Origin of the sequence: Hymenobacter wooponensis (assembly GCF_004745865.1) — a bacterium.
Taxonomy (GTDB): Bacteria; Bacteroidota; Bacteroidia; order Cytophagales; family Hymenobacteraceae; genus Hymenobacter; species Hymenobacter wooponensis.
Map to the genome: position 1 here is coordinate 644885 of NZ_SRKZ01000001.1, position 15076 is coordinate 659960.

General features: G+C 57.6%; 12 protein-coding genes. 6 read left to right on the forward strand and 6 right to left on the reverse strand.

The window, feature by feature from the left end; genetic code table 11:
• Positions 1-139 precede the first annotated feature (139 nt).
• Complete coding sequence (sbcD, locus tag EU557_RS02620) at positions 140-1366, forward strand: exonuclease subunit SbcD (RefSeq protein ID WP_135528853.1); 1227 nt, start codon at positions 140-142, stop codon at positions 1364-1366.
• A 147-nt stretch (positions 1367-1513) separates the two neighbouring features.
• On the opposite strand, the gene EU557_RS02625 is transcribed toward sbcD, so the two are convergent.
• Positions 1514-2017 carry a GNAT family N-acetyltransferase gene (locus EU557_RS02625; RefSeq protein WP_135528854.1) on the reverse strand — a complete coding sequence of 168 codons (504 nt, stop codon included), beginning with the start codon at positions 2015-2017 and terminating at the stop codon, positions 1514-1516.
• A 14-nt stretch (positions 2018-2031) separates the two neighbouring features.
• Positions 2032-3309, reverse strand: a complete 1278-nt coding sequence (locus EU557_RS02630) for a glycoside hydrolase family 2 TIM barrel-domain containing protein (protein WP_135528855.1) — start codon at positions 3307-3309, stop codon at positions 2032-2034.
• Positions 3310-3566: 257 nt separating this feature from the next.
• On the opposite strand from EU557_RS02630, the gene EU557_RS02635 reads away from it, so the two are divergent.
• Positions 3567-3806, forward strand: a complete 240-nt coding sequence (locus EU557_RS02635; RefSeq protein WP_135528856.1) for a hypothetical protein — start codon at positions 3567-3569, stop codon at positions 3804-3806.
• A gap of 147 nt (positions 3807-3953) precedes the next feature.
• On the opposite strand, the gene EU557_RS02640 is transcribed toward EU557_RS02635, so the two are convergent.
• Positions 3954-4715 (reverse strand): hypothetical protein, encoded by a 762-nt coding sequence (locus EU557_RS02640; RefSeq protein WP_135528857.1) that lies wholly within the window; start codon positions 4713-4715, stop codon positions 3954-3956.
• A 356-nt stretch (positions 4716-5071) separates the two neighbouring features.
• Between EU557_RS02640 and EU557_RS02645 the strand changes: the two genes are divergently transcribed.
• Complete coding sequence (locus EU557_RS02645; protein ID WP_135528858.1) at positions 5072-7543, forward strand: TonB-dependent receptor domain-containing protein; 2472 nt, start codon at positions 5072-5074, stop codon at positions 7541-7543.
• A gap of 251 nt (positions 7544-7794) precedes the next feature.
• Here EU557_RS02645 and EU557_RS02650 read toward each other — a convergent pair whose 3' ends face one another.
• Both EU557_RS02650 and EU557_RS02655 read right to left on the reverse strand, forming a co-directional pair.
• The gene (locus tag EU557_RS02650; protein ID WP_135528859.1) at positions 7795-8088 is read right to left on the reverse strand and encodes a RodZ family helix-turn-helix domain-containing protein; all 294 of its coding nucleotides are present in this window, start codon (positions 8086-8088) and stop codon (positions 7795-7797) included.
• 100 nt (positions 8089-8188) lie between these two features.
• A complete protein-coding gene (locus EU557_RS02655) occupies positions 8189-8695 on the reverse strand; it encodes a nuclear transport factor 2 family protein (protein ID WP_135528860.1) in 507 nt (168 codons plus the stop codon).
• A gap of 272 nt (positions 8696-8967) precedes the next feature.
• Here EU557_RS02655 and EU557_RS02660 point away from each other — a divergent pair, with 272 nt between their 5' ends.
• On the forward strand, positions 8968-9813 hold the full coding sequence (locus EU557_RS02660; protein ID WP_210115967.1) for a phytanoyl-CoA dioxygenase family protein: 846 nt from the start codon (positions 8968-8970) through the stop codon (positions 9811-9813).
• A 155-nt stretch (positions 9814-9968) separates the two neighbouring features.
• A complete protein-coding gene (locus EU557_RS02665; RefSeq protein WP_135528861.1) occupies positions 9969-10970 on the forward strand; it encodes a glycoside hydrolase family 43 protein in 1002 nt (333 codons plus the stop codon).
• Positions 10971-11015: 45 nt separating this feature from the next.
• Here the strand turns inward: EU557_RS02665 and EU557_RS02670 are convergent, their stop codons facing one another.
• The gene (locus EU557_RS02670; protein ID WP_135528862.1) at positions 11016-11315 is read right to left on the reverse strand and encodes a hypothetical protein; all 300 of its coding nucleotides are present in this window, start codon (positions 11313-11315) and stop codon (positions 11016-11018) included.
• A 225-nt stretch (positions 11316-11540) separates the two neighbouring features.
• On the opposite strand from EU557_RS02670, the gene EU557_RS02675 reads away from it, so the two are divergent.
• Entirely contained in the window at positions 11541-14981 is a 3441-nt protein-coding gene (locus tag EU557_RS02675) for an AAA family ATPase (protein ID WP_135528863.1), read from the forward strand.
• Positions 14982-15076: the final 95 nt, after the last annotated feature.

Below are 15076 nucleotides of genomic sequence, written 5' to 3' on the forward strand. Positions count from 1 at the left end.
ATACAATCAACCTCAACCAGAACTTATGCTCTCAACATAGCATTGGCGCGCTATTTTGCGGGGTGCTTTGACCGTCAGTTAGACACCGGGCATACTCCTGCTGTAGCAGTTCAGGCAGAAGAACTGTATTTTTGTAGCTATGCGCGTACTACACACCGCCGACTGGCATCTGGGCCAACGCTTCATCAGTGGCCACGAACGCACCGAGGAACACCGCCATTTTTTGGAGTGGCTGGTACAAACGGTGCGCGAGCAGCGCGTGGAAGTGCTCGTTATTGCTGGTGACGTCTTCGATACTGGCTCTCCTTCCAACCAGGCGTTGGAGTTGTATTACTCCTTCCTGCTGAACATGCGCAGCACTGGCTGCCGCGATATTGTGGTAGTGGGCGGCAACCACGACTCCCCGGCCACTCTCAACGCCCCGGCCCGCTTGCTGCGCCACTTGCGCGTGCACGTGGTGGGGTGCGTACCCGAGTGCTTTGAAGACCAAGTGTTAGTGCTTGACGATGCCACCGGCAAACCTGGCCTAGTAGTGTGCGCGGCCCCCTTTCTGCGCGACCGGGACGTGCGCTTGTCGGTGCCGGGCGAAACCGCCGAGGAGCGTGAAACCCGCATCAAACAAGGCATTGCCGACCACTACGCCCGCCTAGCTGCCGTGGAGCAGGTATGGCAGCTCAAAGGCCTAGGCCTGCCGGTGCTGGCCACCGGCCACCTCTACGCCGCCGGCGCCGCCCCTTCCGATTCGGAGCGCACCATTCACGTAGGCAATCTAGGCCAGATTACCGCCGATCATTTTCCTGAAGTCTTTGACTACGTGGCACTAGGCCACTTACACCGCCCACAGCGCGTGGGTGGCCGCGAACATATCCGTTACTCCGGCTCTCCTATTCCGCTGTCATTCTCTGAAATTGGCCACCCCAAAGAGGTGCTGCTTCTAGAGTTTGTAGCAGGTAAGCTGCACACCCTGGAAACGCTGGAAGTGCCCGGCACGCGCCGCCTCATCCGCTTCCACGGCACTTTGGAGGAAGTAGTTGCTGGCCTACAGGCCTACGATAACACTGGCTACCTGCTACCAGCCTGGGCCGATGTGCAGATTCACTCCGAGCTAACCCAGCTGGAAGTAGCCGATGCCCTGCTGAAAGTGATTCAGGAGCTAGACCGCAAGCAATTGGAAGTGCTGGCCCGCCGCCACTTCCGTCTTGTGAAGCTCCGCGCCCTTGGCGAAGAAGAAACGCAAGAGCCCCTCACCCGCAGCCTCCACGACTTCACGGAGCGCGAGGTATTTGAGCAACGCCTGGAAACCGAGCCCGAGGAAGGCCGCAGCGAACTACTGCGCACGTTTGATGAACTGCTGGAAAGCCTCTAGGCCACTTTTCGCCAGCTCCTAATTCACTCTGTTATGCTAAGCGGAGCCGAAGCATCCTCTACCGCTTTCATTGCAATAGGCCTAGGCCAGTAGTTAGCCATAGGAAATGCTTCGGTGAGCGGACGCCAGATCAAGCATGACCTCTGTTTATTCAGGGCGTCTAATGGCATACACCAGCTCATCTACGTATTCTCCGTTCTTAAAGAACGTCCTGTCAAAGCGAGCCTCTAGCACAAACCCAGCCTTCTCCAGCACACGCTGTGAGGCTAGGTTTGTACCGAACGGACGGGCAAAAATGCGGTTGATGTCGAAGGTTTGGAAGCCGTAGGCCACTAGCTGCTTTACTGCTTCAGTGATGATGCCCCGCCCCCAGAAGGGCTCAGCCAGCCAATACCCCATTTCGGCATTCTTGCGCTCAATATTCGTGCGCGGGTGAATGCCAATGCCACCCACGGCCTGCCCATCTACCTCAATGGCAAAAATGTGTAGCGGGTCTTCCTGACTGGCCATTGCAATGAAATTACGGCCGGTTTCCTCGGTGTAAGGATGCGGAAATTGGTCGTTCATGAAGCCCGCAATAGCTGGGTTGTTGGCGCACCGAACAAGGCTAGGCAGGTCATCGGGCGACCAGGCGCGAAGGGTGAAAGACATAGGCTTTGACTGATTTACTTCGCCTTCACATAAAACGGAATGTTAGCCGTAGCCACGTTATCGTGCCCATCATAAGCATAGATAAACAGGCGGTAAGCGCCTTCTGTAGTGGGGGCTTTAAGCTGAGTTTGCGCCTTGGCATCAGCCGGAATTAAGCCAGTAATCGGCTTGGGGCGCTCCTCCCGGTCGCCGCCGGTTTTAAGGTCGGTGCTTTCCGGCAGCAGTTCCCAGCGGTAAGTCATAGCATCCTTATCCGGGTCTGTTACGGCTACAACGGCGGGTACGCTCTGGCCGGGCAGCAGATACACGTTGTCGGTGGCCTTCTTGCCGTTCAAAAGAAACGATGCCAGGTGCGGAGCGCGGTTCGTAGGCCACTTGCCACTCCACAAGTACTGCATTACATCCACTACTTCTGACTCTTTCCCGTCTTCCGTGAAGAGGCCATACCAAGTGGGCGTACGCTCTTGTTTCTGGCCCCACAGAAACACATAGGTACCCAGGCACTGGGTTTTGTCTTTCGCCACAGAGGCCTCGTAGCGGCTCTGGTACACGGCGGCTTTCTGGCTGCTAGTTTCTTCTACGGAGGCTTTCCAGGGCGTTACGGGGCTCTCCCAGTGCCCGGTGGGGCCCCACTCCGCTACAACGTAAGGGCCTGTCCAGCCCTGGTCGCGCACCTGCTGCGGGATGGAGGCCAGCCCGGCGTAAGTGTTGATGCTCAGGATATCCACGGCCGGGCACATTACCTTGATGTAGTTCACCTCCTTCTGGTTGAGGCCAGCCAATACGGTGCTGGTGGGGTGATTGGGGTCTACTTCATGAATCATCTCGGCAATCTGCTGTACCGCCTGCCACACCTTGGGGTTGGTGTAGTCGAGGTTCAGCTCATTGCCAATGCCCCAGAACAGCAGGGCAGGGTCGTCTTTGTACTTGAGCACATCGGCGCGCAGGCGCTGCAGCTGATCGGCCACGGCTTTGGGGTCGTTGTAGTCGAAGCCATGCCGCTCGCGGGCTACATCTAGGCCCATCATCACAGTGAGGCCGTTCTTATTCGCCTCTGCTAAGGTTTTTTCGGCCCCATAGGTGCTCCAAGTCCGAATAGAGTTGCCACCATATGCTTTTACCCGCTCGGGAAACTGCCCGCCCCCGGCCCCTTTAATGAAATATGGTTGGCCACCGCGGAGTAACTCATAACGCCCTTCAGTTTTTTTTACTTCTACTTTGATGGGTTTGGTAGTCTGAGCGTAGGCTCCGAGGGAAAGCGAGAGCAGGGAAAGGCAGAGGAGGAATTTCATAGAGTAGAGGGGTTGGAAAGGCAGAGTCGGGACCGAATCTAGCACGAGTTTACCTAAACTAGGTTCTTCTGCTTCTTACTTCCCTCCTGCTATCCATTAGCCAATCACCTAGGCCTACTCTTTCCGGAGTAAAAACAGAGGGCCCCGGCCGTATAAATGGTGTCCGCTGCGCACTTCCGTATGCCTAGGCCACTACGTTAGGCTAACCCTACACGCGTTTGATGCGTTATAGACCTACACCATTTCCCTTGTCAATCATGAGCATATTTGGTTCTGACCGCAAACCAAGCGGCACAATGGGTGGCCTACTGTCGGGCCTGTTTGGAGGTAACTCTGCCCGAAACACTTCCGTTAATTCAGATACTGTCAGCAGAGGCGGCGGCTTCAACCGCAAGCTGATGGGTGGCGCGCTTCTGGCCGCCGGTGCAGCCTACTTGTACAACCGTAATAAGGGCAGAAACACCGGTACCCAGAGCTTCAATATCCCTAATCAGTAGAGCTTGCTCTTTATATAAAAGCCCCTCCTCTGGCCTAGCAATGGCTTGAGGAGGGGCTTTTGTGTTATCAGCTGGCTCTTCTGAGAACCACTAGCTCTTGCTGATAAAGATAAGAAGCGCGTCAATCCAAGTCCTGAAAACTCCCTATTATCCAGCCAGCTCTGGCCGAGTGAACAGTACTGTTGGGCCGACCCAGGGCGTACTATTGCCTGAGGCATCTAACAGGCTAAATGTTGCTGCAAAGCTTTTCCCTTTCTCCAGTTCAAATGCCCCGGCGCACATTCCGTGGCCCACCGATACGAGACCCGTCTTATCGGGCTGTAGGTAATAGACAGTTGTCTTGCCGCTACTCAGGTCCTTCACCGCGGCTTTAACTAAGTACTCCGACTGTTCATGGACAACCCCGGTGAACTGTACCGACACTTCAGGTCCGCAGCCCATTTCCACATAGTGTTTGGCTTTTTCCCGGAGTGGAGCCACCCAAGCGGGCGGTGTTTGATCTAGGCCTGCCTCAATGGTATAAAAGACCTTATCCCGGCCAAACCTTGTGGGGCTCTCCATAGCATTTCCTGTTTCGGCGCCCTTGCCACGGATAATGAGCTCGTATTGCTCACCCACTTTTACATGGGCATTGAGCTTCAGAATACCCTGCGTTAGACCATACTGGCCTACCAGTATTTCCTTCACTTGCAGGGGTAAACGCTGAGAGCCAAGCTGAAAAAATGCCTCGTACGAGGTGCCTAGCCCCTGAATTATACGCTGGCTATTGGCATAGCCTTCAATCATCAACACGGAGTTCGACTTGATGCTTTTACTAGCGGGCCAGAAGGATAGGCCGTTGGTAGAGCACTTAGCCGGTGCAAGGTGTGCGATGCATAAAGCCAGCAGGAATACCAGAGCAAACTTCATATAGCACTAGATAAGAGGAGAGATAAGGCAACGGTCGTATCGAAGATAGAAAGTACGTCTACAAGTCTGGAAGCTTACGAAAGCCAAGAACCTCTTATTGCCGAGGGCGAAAAAAATTTCTAAGATCCTGTAACGATTGAGAAATCGCGCAGTTTCCACGCCTGCATTCTAGCTGCTGCCTCAATATACCCTTGGCGTTAGGGACCTGAGTTGATTTAGCGCCACCTACCCTTCTTGGTTTGCTCTTGCCCCACCGATGCTCAAAAATGAGCGTCGTGGCTCGGTGTTGCCTTTGCTTTCCAGGGAGTGCTTTACCTGCTACCGACTTCTTTCTCACCCCCTAACGACCCACCGCCTTGGAAAGCAACCTCTACCTTATTCTTCGCACGCTAGTTTTAGGGCTTATAACTGGCCTAGCGCTGTTGTTTACGGCTGGCCCGGCCGCGGCGCAAAGCGTTGGCGCCATTGCCGGCACAGTGCAAGCGGAAACAGGTGCACCCGTTGACTATGCCACTGTAACGCTGCATCGCGCCGCCGACTCTGTGGTAGTTAAAACGGAATTCAGCGATGCTAAAGGCGCCTACCGCTTCGAGCAGGTAGCGGCCGGGCGCTACCGGGTTTCCGCTTCTCAGCTAGGCTACTCTCGCAGCTGGAGCAGCGCGGTTGAGCTTACAACCGGCAGTGCCACGGTTCCCGTTCTCGTCCTGAAAACCAGCGCCGCCACCCAACTCAAGGAGGTACAAGTGGTAGGCCAGAAGCCAATGTTTGAGCGCCTGGCCGACCGTACGGTGGTAAACGTGGAAGGCTCGACGCTGGCCGCCGGCAACTCTACCTTGGATGTGCTCAGCCGGGCCCCCGGCGTAACCGTGGATGCCAACGACAACCTGGCCCTGCGGGGCCGGCAGGGCTTGTTAGTACTCATTGATGGCAAGCGCCAGCCCATGACGGGCACCGAGCTGGCGGACTATCTGCGGACCTTGCCTGCCGATCAACTGAAGAGCATTGAGCTGATTACCAATCCGCCGGCCAAATACGATGCGCAGGGTGGCGCGGGCATCATTGCCATCAACCTCAAGAAAGACCAGCGCCAGGGCACCAACGGCAACGGCAACATCAGCTACGGCCGCGGAGAGTTTGGAAAGTTTACCACTAGCGTGTCGGGCAACCACCGCCGTAAAGGCCTGAACCTATTCGCTTCTACCACCTACACCAAACGCCAAAACTTCGGCGTTCGGAACACCTACCGCTCCTTCTACGAAACGCGCGACGGCGAATCGGTTTTGCTGGGCACCGCCGACCAGCGCAACTACCAAATCGGCTCCGACCACTTCCTGATCTGGCGGCTGGGTACCGACGTAACACTTTCTAAGAACACCACCCTGGGCGGCGTGGTAACGGGGTTCTCGGTGCCGAACCCGCGCCCCGGCGGCTCGGGCACTAATACCAGCACGTTTTATGATGCCCGCGGGCAGGTGGTAGACTACTACACGGCTCGTAGTACGGGCCAAGGCTATAACCCCAACATCACCGGCAACCTCAACCTGAAGCACACTTTCAGCGAAACTACCGCCGGAAAGCGCGAGCTGACCGCCGACCTAGATTACGCCAGCTATTACACCCACCGCCTCCAGAGCCTAACCACGTTCTATGAGCTGTCGGGTCGGCCGGAGGCGCGCCTTGATGGCGACCAAACCGGCGACCTAATCATTATGGCCGCCAAGGCAGACTACACCCAGGCCCTGAGTGCCAAAACCACCCTGGAAGCTGGCGCCAAAGCTAGCCGCGTGTATTCCGACAACGACATTCTGTTTGAAAACACGGTGGAAGGCGTAACAACCACAGACCTGGGCCGCACCAACCGCTTCCGCTACGACGAGCTTATCTCGGCGGCCTACGTGAGCATGACTCACAACGTGGGCAAGCTGAATTTGCAGGCAGGCCTACGAGGCGAGCAAACCCACGCCACCGGCAAACAGGTGGTGCTTTCGGATAACTTCCGGCGCGACTATTACCAGCTGTTCCCAAACGCCTCAGTGAAGTACACTGCCAGCGACCGGCACGAATTTACGGCGGCCCTGAGCCGGCGTATTAACCGCCCCTCCTACCGCCAGCTCAATCCCTTCCGCTTCATCATCGACCCCACTACATCGGGCAAGGGTAACCCCAACCTGCTGCCCGAAACCAGCTATAACCTAGAGCTAGGCCACACTTTCAAGCAAAAGTTCACCACCAGCCTCAGCTACAGCCTCACCAACAACCCGCTCACCGACGTAGCCCAGCCCGAGTCCAACACCTCTACCGTATCAATGTACGTGAACCTTGACCGCCAGCATTATGCGGCTCTCACCCTCACAGCCCCGCTCACGCCTACTAAATGGTGGAATATCTACAACAACGCGGTGTTTTTCTACATCCATTACCAAGGCTCACTGGCAGGCACTTCGCTCAGCCGCGGGCAAGGAGCCTTTACGCTGAGCACCAATAGCACTTTCACCTTCGGCAAAGGCTGGGGCGCCGAGCTAAATGGCAACTATAACTCCCGGCAGCGGGTGGGCTTCTTTCTCTTCGATGACTTCGGCCAGCTAGGCCTAGGCGTGCAGAAAGCCCTCTGGGATAAGAAAGCTACCCTAAAGCTGGCGGCAACTGATGTGTTCTATACCACACCGCTCCGAGCCGTGTCGCGCTACAACAACTACCAGGAGAACCTCTTCCTCCGCCGCGATTCACGCGTGGTAACGCTCTCCTTGGGCTGGCGCCTTGGCAATGACAAGCTCACGTCCGCTAACCGCCGCACCGGCGCCGAAGACGAAAAGCGCCGTGCTCAATAGGTCAGCTGTTGCTGTAGAAATCAGACAGAACGGTGTAGGGAAGCAACACTTCGCGTTTCGGCGCCAGACTGGCCTAGAGCAGCAGCAAAAACAACATCAGCGCCCGAGAGGCAGCGGAGCTAACGCCGCAACGCGAAGTGTCGCGCTTCTATGGCTCTCCGTATACTTGCTCGAAACCCTATATCGCTAGGCCACCTACACGCAACAACGCCCGGTGCAGTGCACCGGGCGTTGTTGCGTGTAGGTGGTTTTTACAGCGGCTCATCGTTGCTGGTATTGCTGGCGCTGGGGTCTGCATCAGGGCTTGAGTCTGATGGCACATTAGTGGAAGCGTCGGTAGGCGTGTCTGCGGCTGCCTCGTTTTCTGCGCTGGAGGTCTCTTCTGTATCAGAGTCGGAGGCTACTGGCGGGGCAGTTGCAGTGCTCTCGGGTGGCGGCAGGTTGGTGCCGGTATCAGCATCGGAGCGCTGCGTATCAGAGGTGCCTTTCGTGGGCAAGGTATTGGGGTCCGGGGTTGGCTGTCGGGGAATTGAATTGGGTTCCATAGGATTTGTGCTATACCAGATAAAGCGGAGGCCTGGAGCTGGCTCAGGCTCAACGGTTATACGGTACAGCTCAACCATTGGCTATTACATCACGGGTAAGTTAGTGGTCGTAGCTTACCACCCGGGTTACTTTCCACTGACCATCCTTGAGGCGCCACACCATCATATTCTTAAAGGTGCCGCAGTCGTCTTTGCCATTCTCCACGTGGCAGAAACGGTGCTGATAAGTTTCTACGGCGCCATAGTCTTTGATGGGAAATACCTCCAGCGTGCCGGGCACGAGCTGGCGCTTCAGGCCAGTAGTTTTATTCTGCTCAAACAGGTTGCGAAAGCCTTGCATGGTCTGCTCAAAATTGGCTAGGCCACCTTTATCGTGGTAAAACTCTAGGTCCTCGGCGAAGAAGGTTTGCAGCTGGGCTACGTCATGTTGGTTGAAGGCCACGAACATCGCGCTATCGAGGCGGGCAATGGTGCGGTACAGCTCCGGAGCTACCGGTGCCGGCATGGTAGGCGGTACGGCAGCAGGCCGGGTGGTTGAGCAGCTCGGCGCGGCAATCAGCAACGAAAAGCCCATGAGAGCAAAGCCAATACGATGTAGCGCGAGCATAGTAGAGTAGCAGCTAGTGAGAGGATAATACCAGGTCTGGAAATCACCCTAATATAATAGAAGGCCCTGCACGCACAGGGCGGAGCAGTTAGCTTGCTTTCACTCACCAAAGCGGCTTCTACAAGTATAAAATCCTGCTACTCCGGTGCTGGTCGCCACTAAAGGCTAGCAACTTCCGTTAGAAATTGAGTACCCAGCAAGCGGCTACCCATCGGCAAATGCGGGAGGCTGCTAGTTGGTACTTCGAAGCGACGCCCTAACCGCAGATCAGCATGGAAACAACTGAAATGAACACCCTCACCCTTCCCACCTACGACATTGCCCAGATTATGGGCGGCCTGTACGGCGACGGTATCATTGGTCTTAAAGGAGCCTTCAGCCGCGAGTGGGCCCAGACACTCGGCGAGGACGTACTGCGCCTCTACGATGAAGCCCTGCAACGCCCCGGCGGCGCCCTGGGCCGCGGCCCCAAGCGGCACTACGTGGAGATTCACCCCGAAGACATTCGCGGGTTTGTGGAGCTGGCTACGCACCCCTGGGTGACCACCGTGTGCAAGGCCGTACTGGGCCCGGAGTATAAAATCGTGGAAATTGGGTTTGACGTGCCCAACCCGGGGGCCGTGAACCAGCCCTGGCACCGCGACTTTCCGGCCCCCGATGATACCATTATCGGTCGCCGGCTCAATTCCTTGGCCTTTAACCTCACTACCGTAGATGTAACTGAGGATATGGGCCCGTTTGAAGTGGCGCCCGGCACTCAGTGGGACCTGCCCATCGACTTCGAGCATGGCATGTTCCCGCCCAAAACCAACAGTTCGCGCTACGAGCAGCGCGCCCAGCGCAAAATGCCGCAAATGGGCGACATCTCGGCCCGCTCTGCCCTCACCATCCACCGCGGCACCGCCAACCACTCCACTAAATCGAGGCCGGCGCTGGTGCTGGGCGTGGATGCTCCTACCGCCAACAACGCCGAGCGCCATGACCTGCAGATTACACGCGCCTTCTACGCAACGCTACCCGAGAGCCTGAAGCAGCACCTCACCTGCCGCCTGGTAGATAAGCTAGAACCTATTGTGCAAGGCCACACCATTGAGGGCCTGATGATGGGCGAAGCCTAAGCTGGCCGCTCATTACTTGCTAGTGTCATTCTTCTCATCCGGAGTTGAGTGCAGCGGCTTATCAGGTGAGCACTGCCTGTTCTAGGCCACTTGCTTTACTTATTAGGCTGCTACACTCAGCACTAGATGCTGTTATCTGGCCCCAAACCCTGGCTATGTACACCCCCGACGACCATATCTACCAAGAGGCGCAACTAGCGCCCATGACGGTAGCCGAGATCAATGAGCTAACGCGAAAAGCCCGGGCCCTGCCCCCCAGCGGCGACCAAACCCACGTGCTGGTGCCCGATGGGGAAGACCCGTGGGTGATTGCCCATGAGGGCCACCTGTACTACTGCACCGTGGACAGGCTGAAGCAGAAGATTCTGGTAGGGAAGTTTGACCGCCTCGCCGAAATGGCCTCTGCTGAACTCGTGGAGGTGTGGCCTGGCAGCGCGCAAAACACACCCGACTTTGTGGAAATATGGGCGCCCGAGCTACAATTGATTGACGGCCAATGGTACGTGTACTTTGCCCTGTACAACGCCAAAAACGGCGAGGAGCGCCTGTTTACCCTGCAGAGCACTACTACCAACCCTCTGGGCTCCTACGAGTTCAAAGGCCAACTCCAGATTCCGACGGATCGCTGGGCCATTGACGGCTCCGTGCTGCCGATGAGCAACGGAGAGCTGTACTTCATCTGGTCGGGGTGGGAAGGCTTCGCCAACACCAGCCAGAACATTTACATCGCACGCATGACCAACCCCTGGACCATTGCCTCCGACCGGGTGTGCATTTCCAGGCCAGAGCACGAGTGGGAAAAGCAGGGTTATCCGCACGTAAACGAGGGGCCGCAGGCACTAATTCGCAATGGGCACGTCTTCATTATTTACTCTGCCAGCGGCAGCTGGACCGACGATTACTGCCTAGGCCAGCTCACCTACCTCGGCGGCGACCCACTTTCTCCTAGCTCCTGGCGCAAGGAGCCTAGGCCAGTATTCGCCAAGACGGATACAATCTTCGGCCCCGGTCATGCCTCCTTCGTGCAGGTGGCCGGCCAAGATTACATCATTTATCACGCGGCCCGGCGCAGCCAAGCCGGCTGGGCCCGTCAGATACGCGCAAAACCCTTCACCTGGCATGAAGACGGCTCGCCAAAATTTGGCGAGCCGCTTTAAAAAAGCATGTTCTGCTTTTCAGGAGTTCTACTTACCAAGCCTGGTTTAGCTTCCTGAGCCGATCTGGTTGGCTTTCTGCTCACGCTCTGCGGCCTTAAGCTGATGCTTTTTAGCTGAAAGACGTTCCTCTTCGCTTTTCGCGCGAAGCTTGGCTTCTTTCGTAACGCGCTCCTGTTCCGAGATTTCGCTGCGGAGCGTTTCTATTTGCTGTGAATCGTAGCTGGCCATGGAGCCGGAAGTGGTGCCGCCACTTGAGCTGGAGCCCGATTGAAAGATAGAGCAACTCATGGCTGCGGGAACCAGCAGCAACAGGCTACCAGAAATCAAATGCTTAGGTAATTTCATCACAATATCAACAAGGGTACCCTACACTTTACCCTGTTAGCATCCTGATGGTTATTGACGAGTTCTGGCTTGGGAGCCGTATTTTGCTGGTTTGAAGTTGAGCCTGGGCACCATTGGCAGAGCTGACAGGAATGTATTGCGGACGTGGTAAGTTAACTTTGTAGTGGCCTAGGTGGTCGTGTCCGTTCGTGGCGCGGCATCTGTTTCCGCGACTTACTGCTCCGTATGAAAATCCTCCGCGTCCGTTTTTATAATTTGAACTCCCTACGCGGGGAGCATGAGGTCAACTTTGGCCAGGCCCCGCTTGCCGATTCGGGCTTGTTTGCCATCACCGGAGCCACGGGAGCCGGCAAAACTACCATACTCGATGCCATTACGCTGGCCCTCTATGGTCAGATGCCGCGTCACGAAGCCGGAGGGCCTGAGCAGGCCATGAGCCATGGCACGGGCGAAAGCTGGGCCGAGGTGGAGTTTGAGGTGAATGGCCGCCGCTACCGCTCTAAGTGGGGCCAGTACCGGGCCCGCAAAAAGCCCGATGGCAAGCTGCAGCCACCCACTATGGAGCTCAGCGAGCAACCCGAGCCAACCAACGGCGAAGCTTCCGATAAGTGGCCAATTCTGGAGGACTATAAATCTAAGGTGCCGCCCCGCGTAGCGGAGCTGAGTGGCCTAGAGTACAAGCAATTTCTGCGCTCGGTGCTGCTGGCGCAGGGGGAGTTTACGCGCTTTCTGAAATCTACGGCCGGAGAGCGGGCGCAGCTGCTGGAAAAGATCACCGACACTAAGAAGTACTCGGATATCTCGCGGGCGGCGTTTGAGCGCGCTAAGCATGAAACTCAGCAGGTGGAAACCTTGCGAGCCGGCTTGGCCGGGGTAGTGCTCCTTTCTCCTGAGGAGGTGGCTTTTCTAGAAGGTGAAATTAAAGAACTGGAGCAGCAGCTGGAAACGGCAACCGGCACCCAAAAGCGGCTGCTAGATGCCCAGAGCTGGCTCCGGCGCCTGCAGGAGCTGCAGAGCCAGCAGCAGCGTAGCCAACTGCGCCTGCAGCAGCTAACTGCCCAAGCCGACACCCTGGCGCCCCTGCGCCAGCGCATGGATTTACACTCCCAGGCCGCTCCCTTTGCCACGGATTGGGCGCTGCTGCGCCAGGCCGACGAGCAGATCAGAAAATTGCGACAAGAAGCCGACCAGCTCCGTGAGCGGTTGCCCCAGCTTCAGCAGCGCCGCGAACAGGCCTACGCTGCCCGCGCTGCCGCGCAAGCCGCCTATGAGCAAGCAGAAGCTACCCGCCGGGAGCAGGAACCCAAGCTACTGGAGGCCGAAAAGCTAGATTTTCAGATTCAGGAAGCCCAAAAGCAGTTGCTGCTCGGCAAGCAGGAATACGAAGAGAAAAACGAAAAGTGCAAGCGCCTTAAGCTCAGCGCAGAGCAAGCCGCCGGACAGGTGCGTGAGCTGCGTGAGCAGGTCCGGGACCTTAGCAAGTGGCTGGAGCTGAACGCTAATGTAAGCGAGCTGGCCGCTACTCTGCCCGAGCTTTCGGCCAACTTCCAGCATTGGGAGCACCTGAAGGGCGAGCTTGGCCAGTTGCGGCTTCGCCTGCACGAAGCCACCCAACGCCAGCAGCAGGCGACCCTCGAAACCTCCCGCCATAAGCAGGTAGCCGCGGAAGCGCAGCGCCAGTTGGAGGAGCTCACGGCCCATTATCAAACTGCTACCCTCACCCGCAATACTTGGCTGCACCGCCTGCGCCACCACGTGAGTGGCCTACAGCGGGAGCAGGAGAAGCAACAGCAGCACTGGGACGACCTGCGCCGCAGCTTGCAGATGCAGCAGCTCATTCTTAACCACACCGATACCCGCCATCTGCTGGAGGCCGGCCAGCCCTGCCCGGTGTGTGGGGCCACCGAGCACCCCTATATGGCGGGCGTGCTAGGCGTGAGCGAGGACTCCCTGCAGCACGACCGGCAGCGCGAGGATGAGCTAGGCCAGCACGTGCGGGCCTTGGGGGCGCGCTACAACCGCCTGAACACCTACGTAACCATGCTGGAGCAAACGGGCCCAGAGCCTGAGTCTTCCGCTACGGATACTATTCAGCTCTTGCCTGAAACCGCCGAAAAAGCCGCTGCCGAGGAGGTTAAGGCGTTAGTACAGGAGTTACGGGAACTGCGCGACCAGCGCACGGCCGCCGAACACCGCTTGGCCCAGGCCAGCAGCCAGCAAGAGGCCGTAGCTCGCCAGCAACAAGCCTACGGCCAAGATGTAGCTCAGCTGACGCTGGCGCTGGCCGATGCCGAAGACCGTGTTCCAGATGCTCGCATCATGATTCAAAGCCAGCTCCAAAACTTCGGGATGGTGTTCACGGAGGAGAATGGGCGCGCCCTGATGGACCAGGCCCGCCAGCGCATTACGGAGTTTGAGCAAAAGCACCAGCAGCGCACAAAGGCAGATCTTGAGCTGCGAGGCATCAGCGTAGAAGCTACCCGGGCCGAAGAAGAAAAGCTGGAGCTGCAGGAGTGGCTGCGCGCCAACAAGCAAGGCTTGTTAGAACAGCATCAGGCTATCCAAGCTAGGGACAAGCAGCGCCAGCAGCTGTTTGCCGGCCCCGATGTAGCCCAGGCCCGCCAGCAGCTAGACCATACGCTGCGCCAAGCCGATACCCAACTCAAGCAGGCCGATCAGCAGCTACAGCAGCAGGAAACGGCCCTGGCCTCTGCCACCACCCAGTTACGCCAGCGCGAGCAGGATACGGAACAGCAGCAGCACCTCCGCGAACAACAGCACGCTACTCTCACGGCGGCCCTCACGGCGGCAGGCCTAGCCCCCGATCCAGCGGCCCTCGCCGCCCTGCTCCTCCCCGACTCGGAGGTGCGTCGCCTGGCCGAGCAGCTGCGCCAGCACGAGCATGATGTGGCTCTGGCCCAGCAAACCCTTACCGAGCTGGCCCAGCAGCTGCAGCACGAGCAGGCCCGCTCCCTCACCCAAGAGCCTGCCGAGTCGGTTGAGCAGCAGCTTCGCAGCACCAACCAGTTACTTGCTAGTCTCAACCAGCAGCTTGGCCAGCGCCAGCAACGCCTGCTCGATCATCGGGCGGGGCTAGAACGCCACGCCTCGCTGGCCGCTCAGTTGGCCACGCAGCAGCAAGAAGCCCGGCGGTGGCGGCAGCTCACGGAGCTCATTGGTTCTGCCGATGGTAAGAAGTTCAGTGAGTTTGCACAGGGGCTAACCCTGGCCCGCCTCGTAGATTTGGCTAACCGTCACTTGCTTCGCCTCACCGACCGCTACCGCATCCTGCGTAATCCCGAGGAACACCTCGATCTGCTGGTGCTGGATGAATACCAGGCTGGCAGCACCCGCTCTATGAATTCGCTATCGGGTGGGGAGAGCTTCCTGGTGAGTTTGGCGCTGGCTCTAGGCCTATCGGAACTAGCCGGCTGCAAAACTCAAATCGACACGCTCTTCATCGACGAAGGCTTCGGCACCCTCGACCCCGACACGCTCGACATCGCCCTCTCGGCGCTGGAGATGCTGCAAGGCAGCGGCAAAACCATCGGTATCATCTCGCACGTGGAGGCCCTGAAGGAGCGCGTTACTACGCAGATTAACGTGCGCAAAGGAGCCGGCGGCATCAGCACATTACAGATCGTCGGCTTTGGCGAGGTCATATAATATAAGCAGAACCTAAGCAAGTGTATGCCTAATGATGCGGGGCCCATACGTTGGGCCGAGCCCGTACGAGTATGCTTACTTCTCCCTCTACCGGC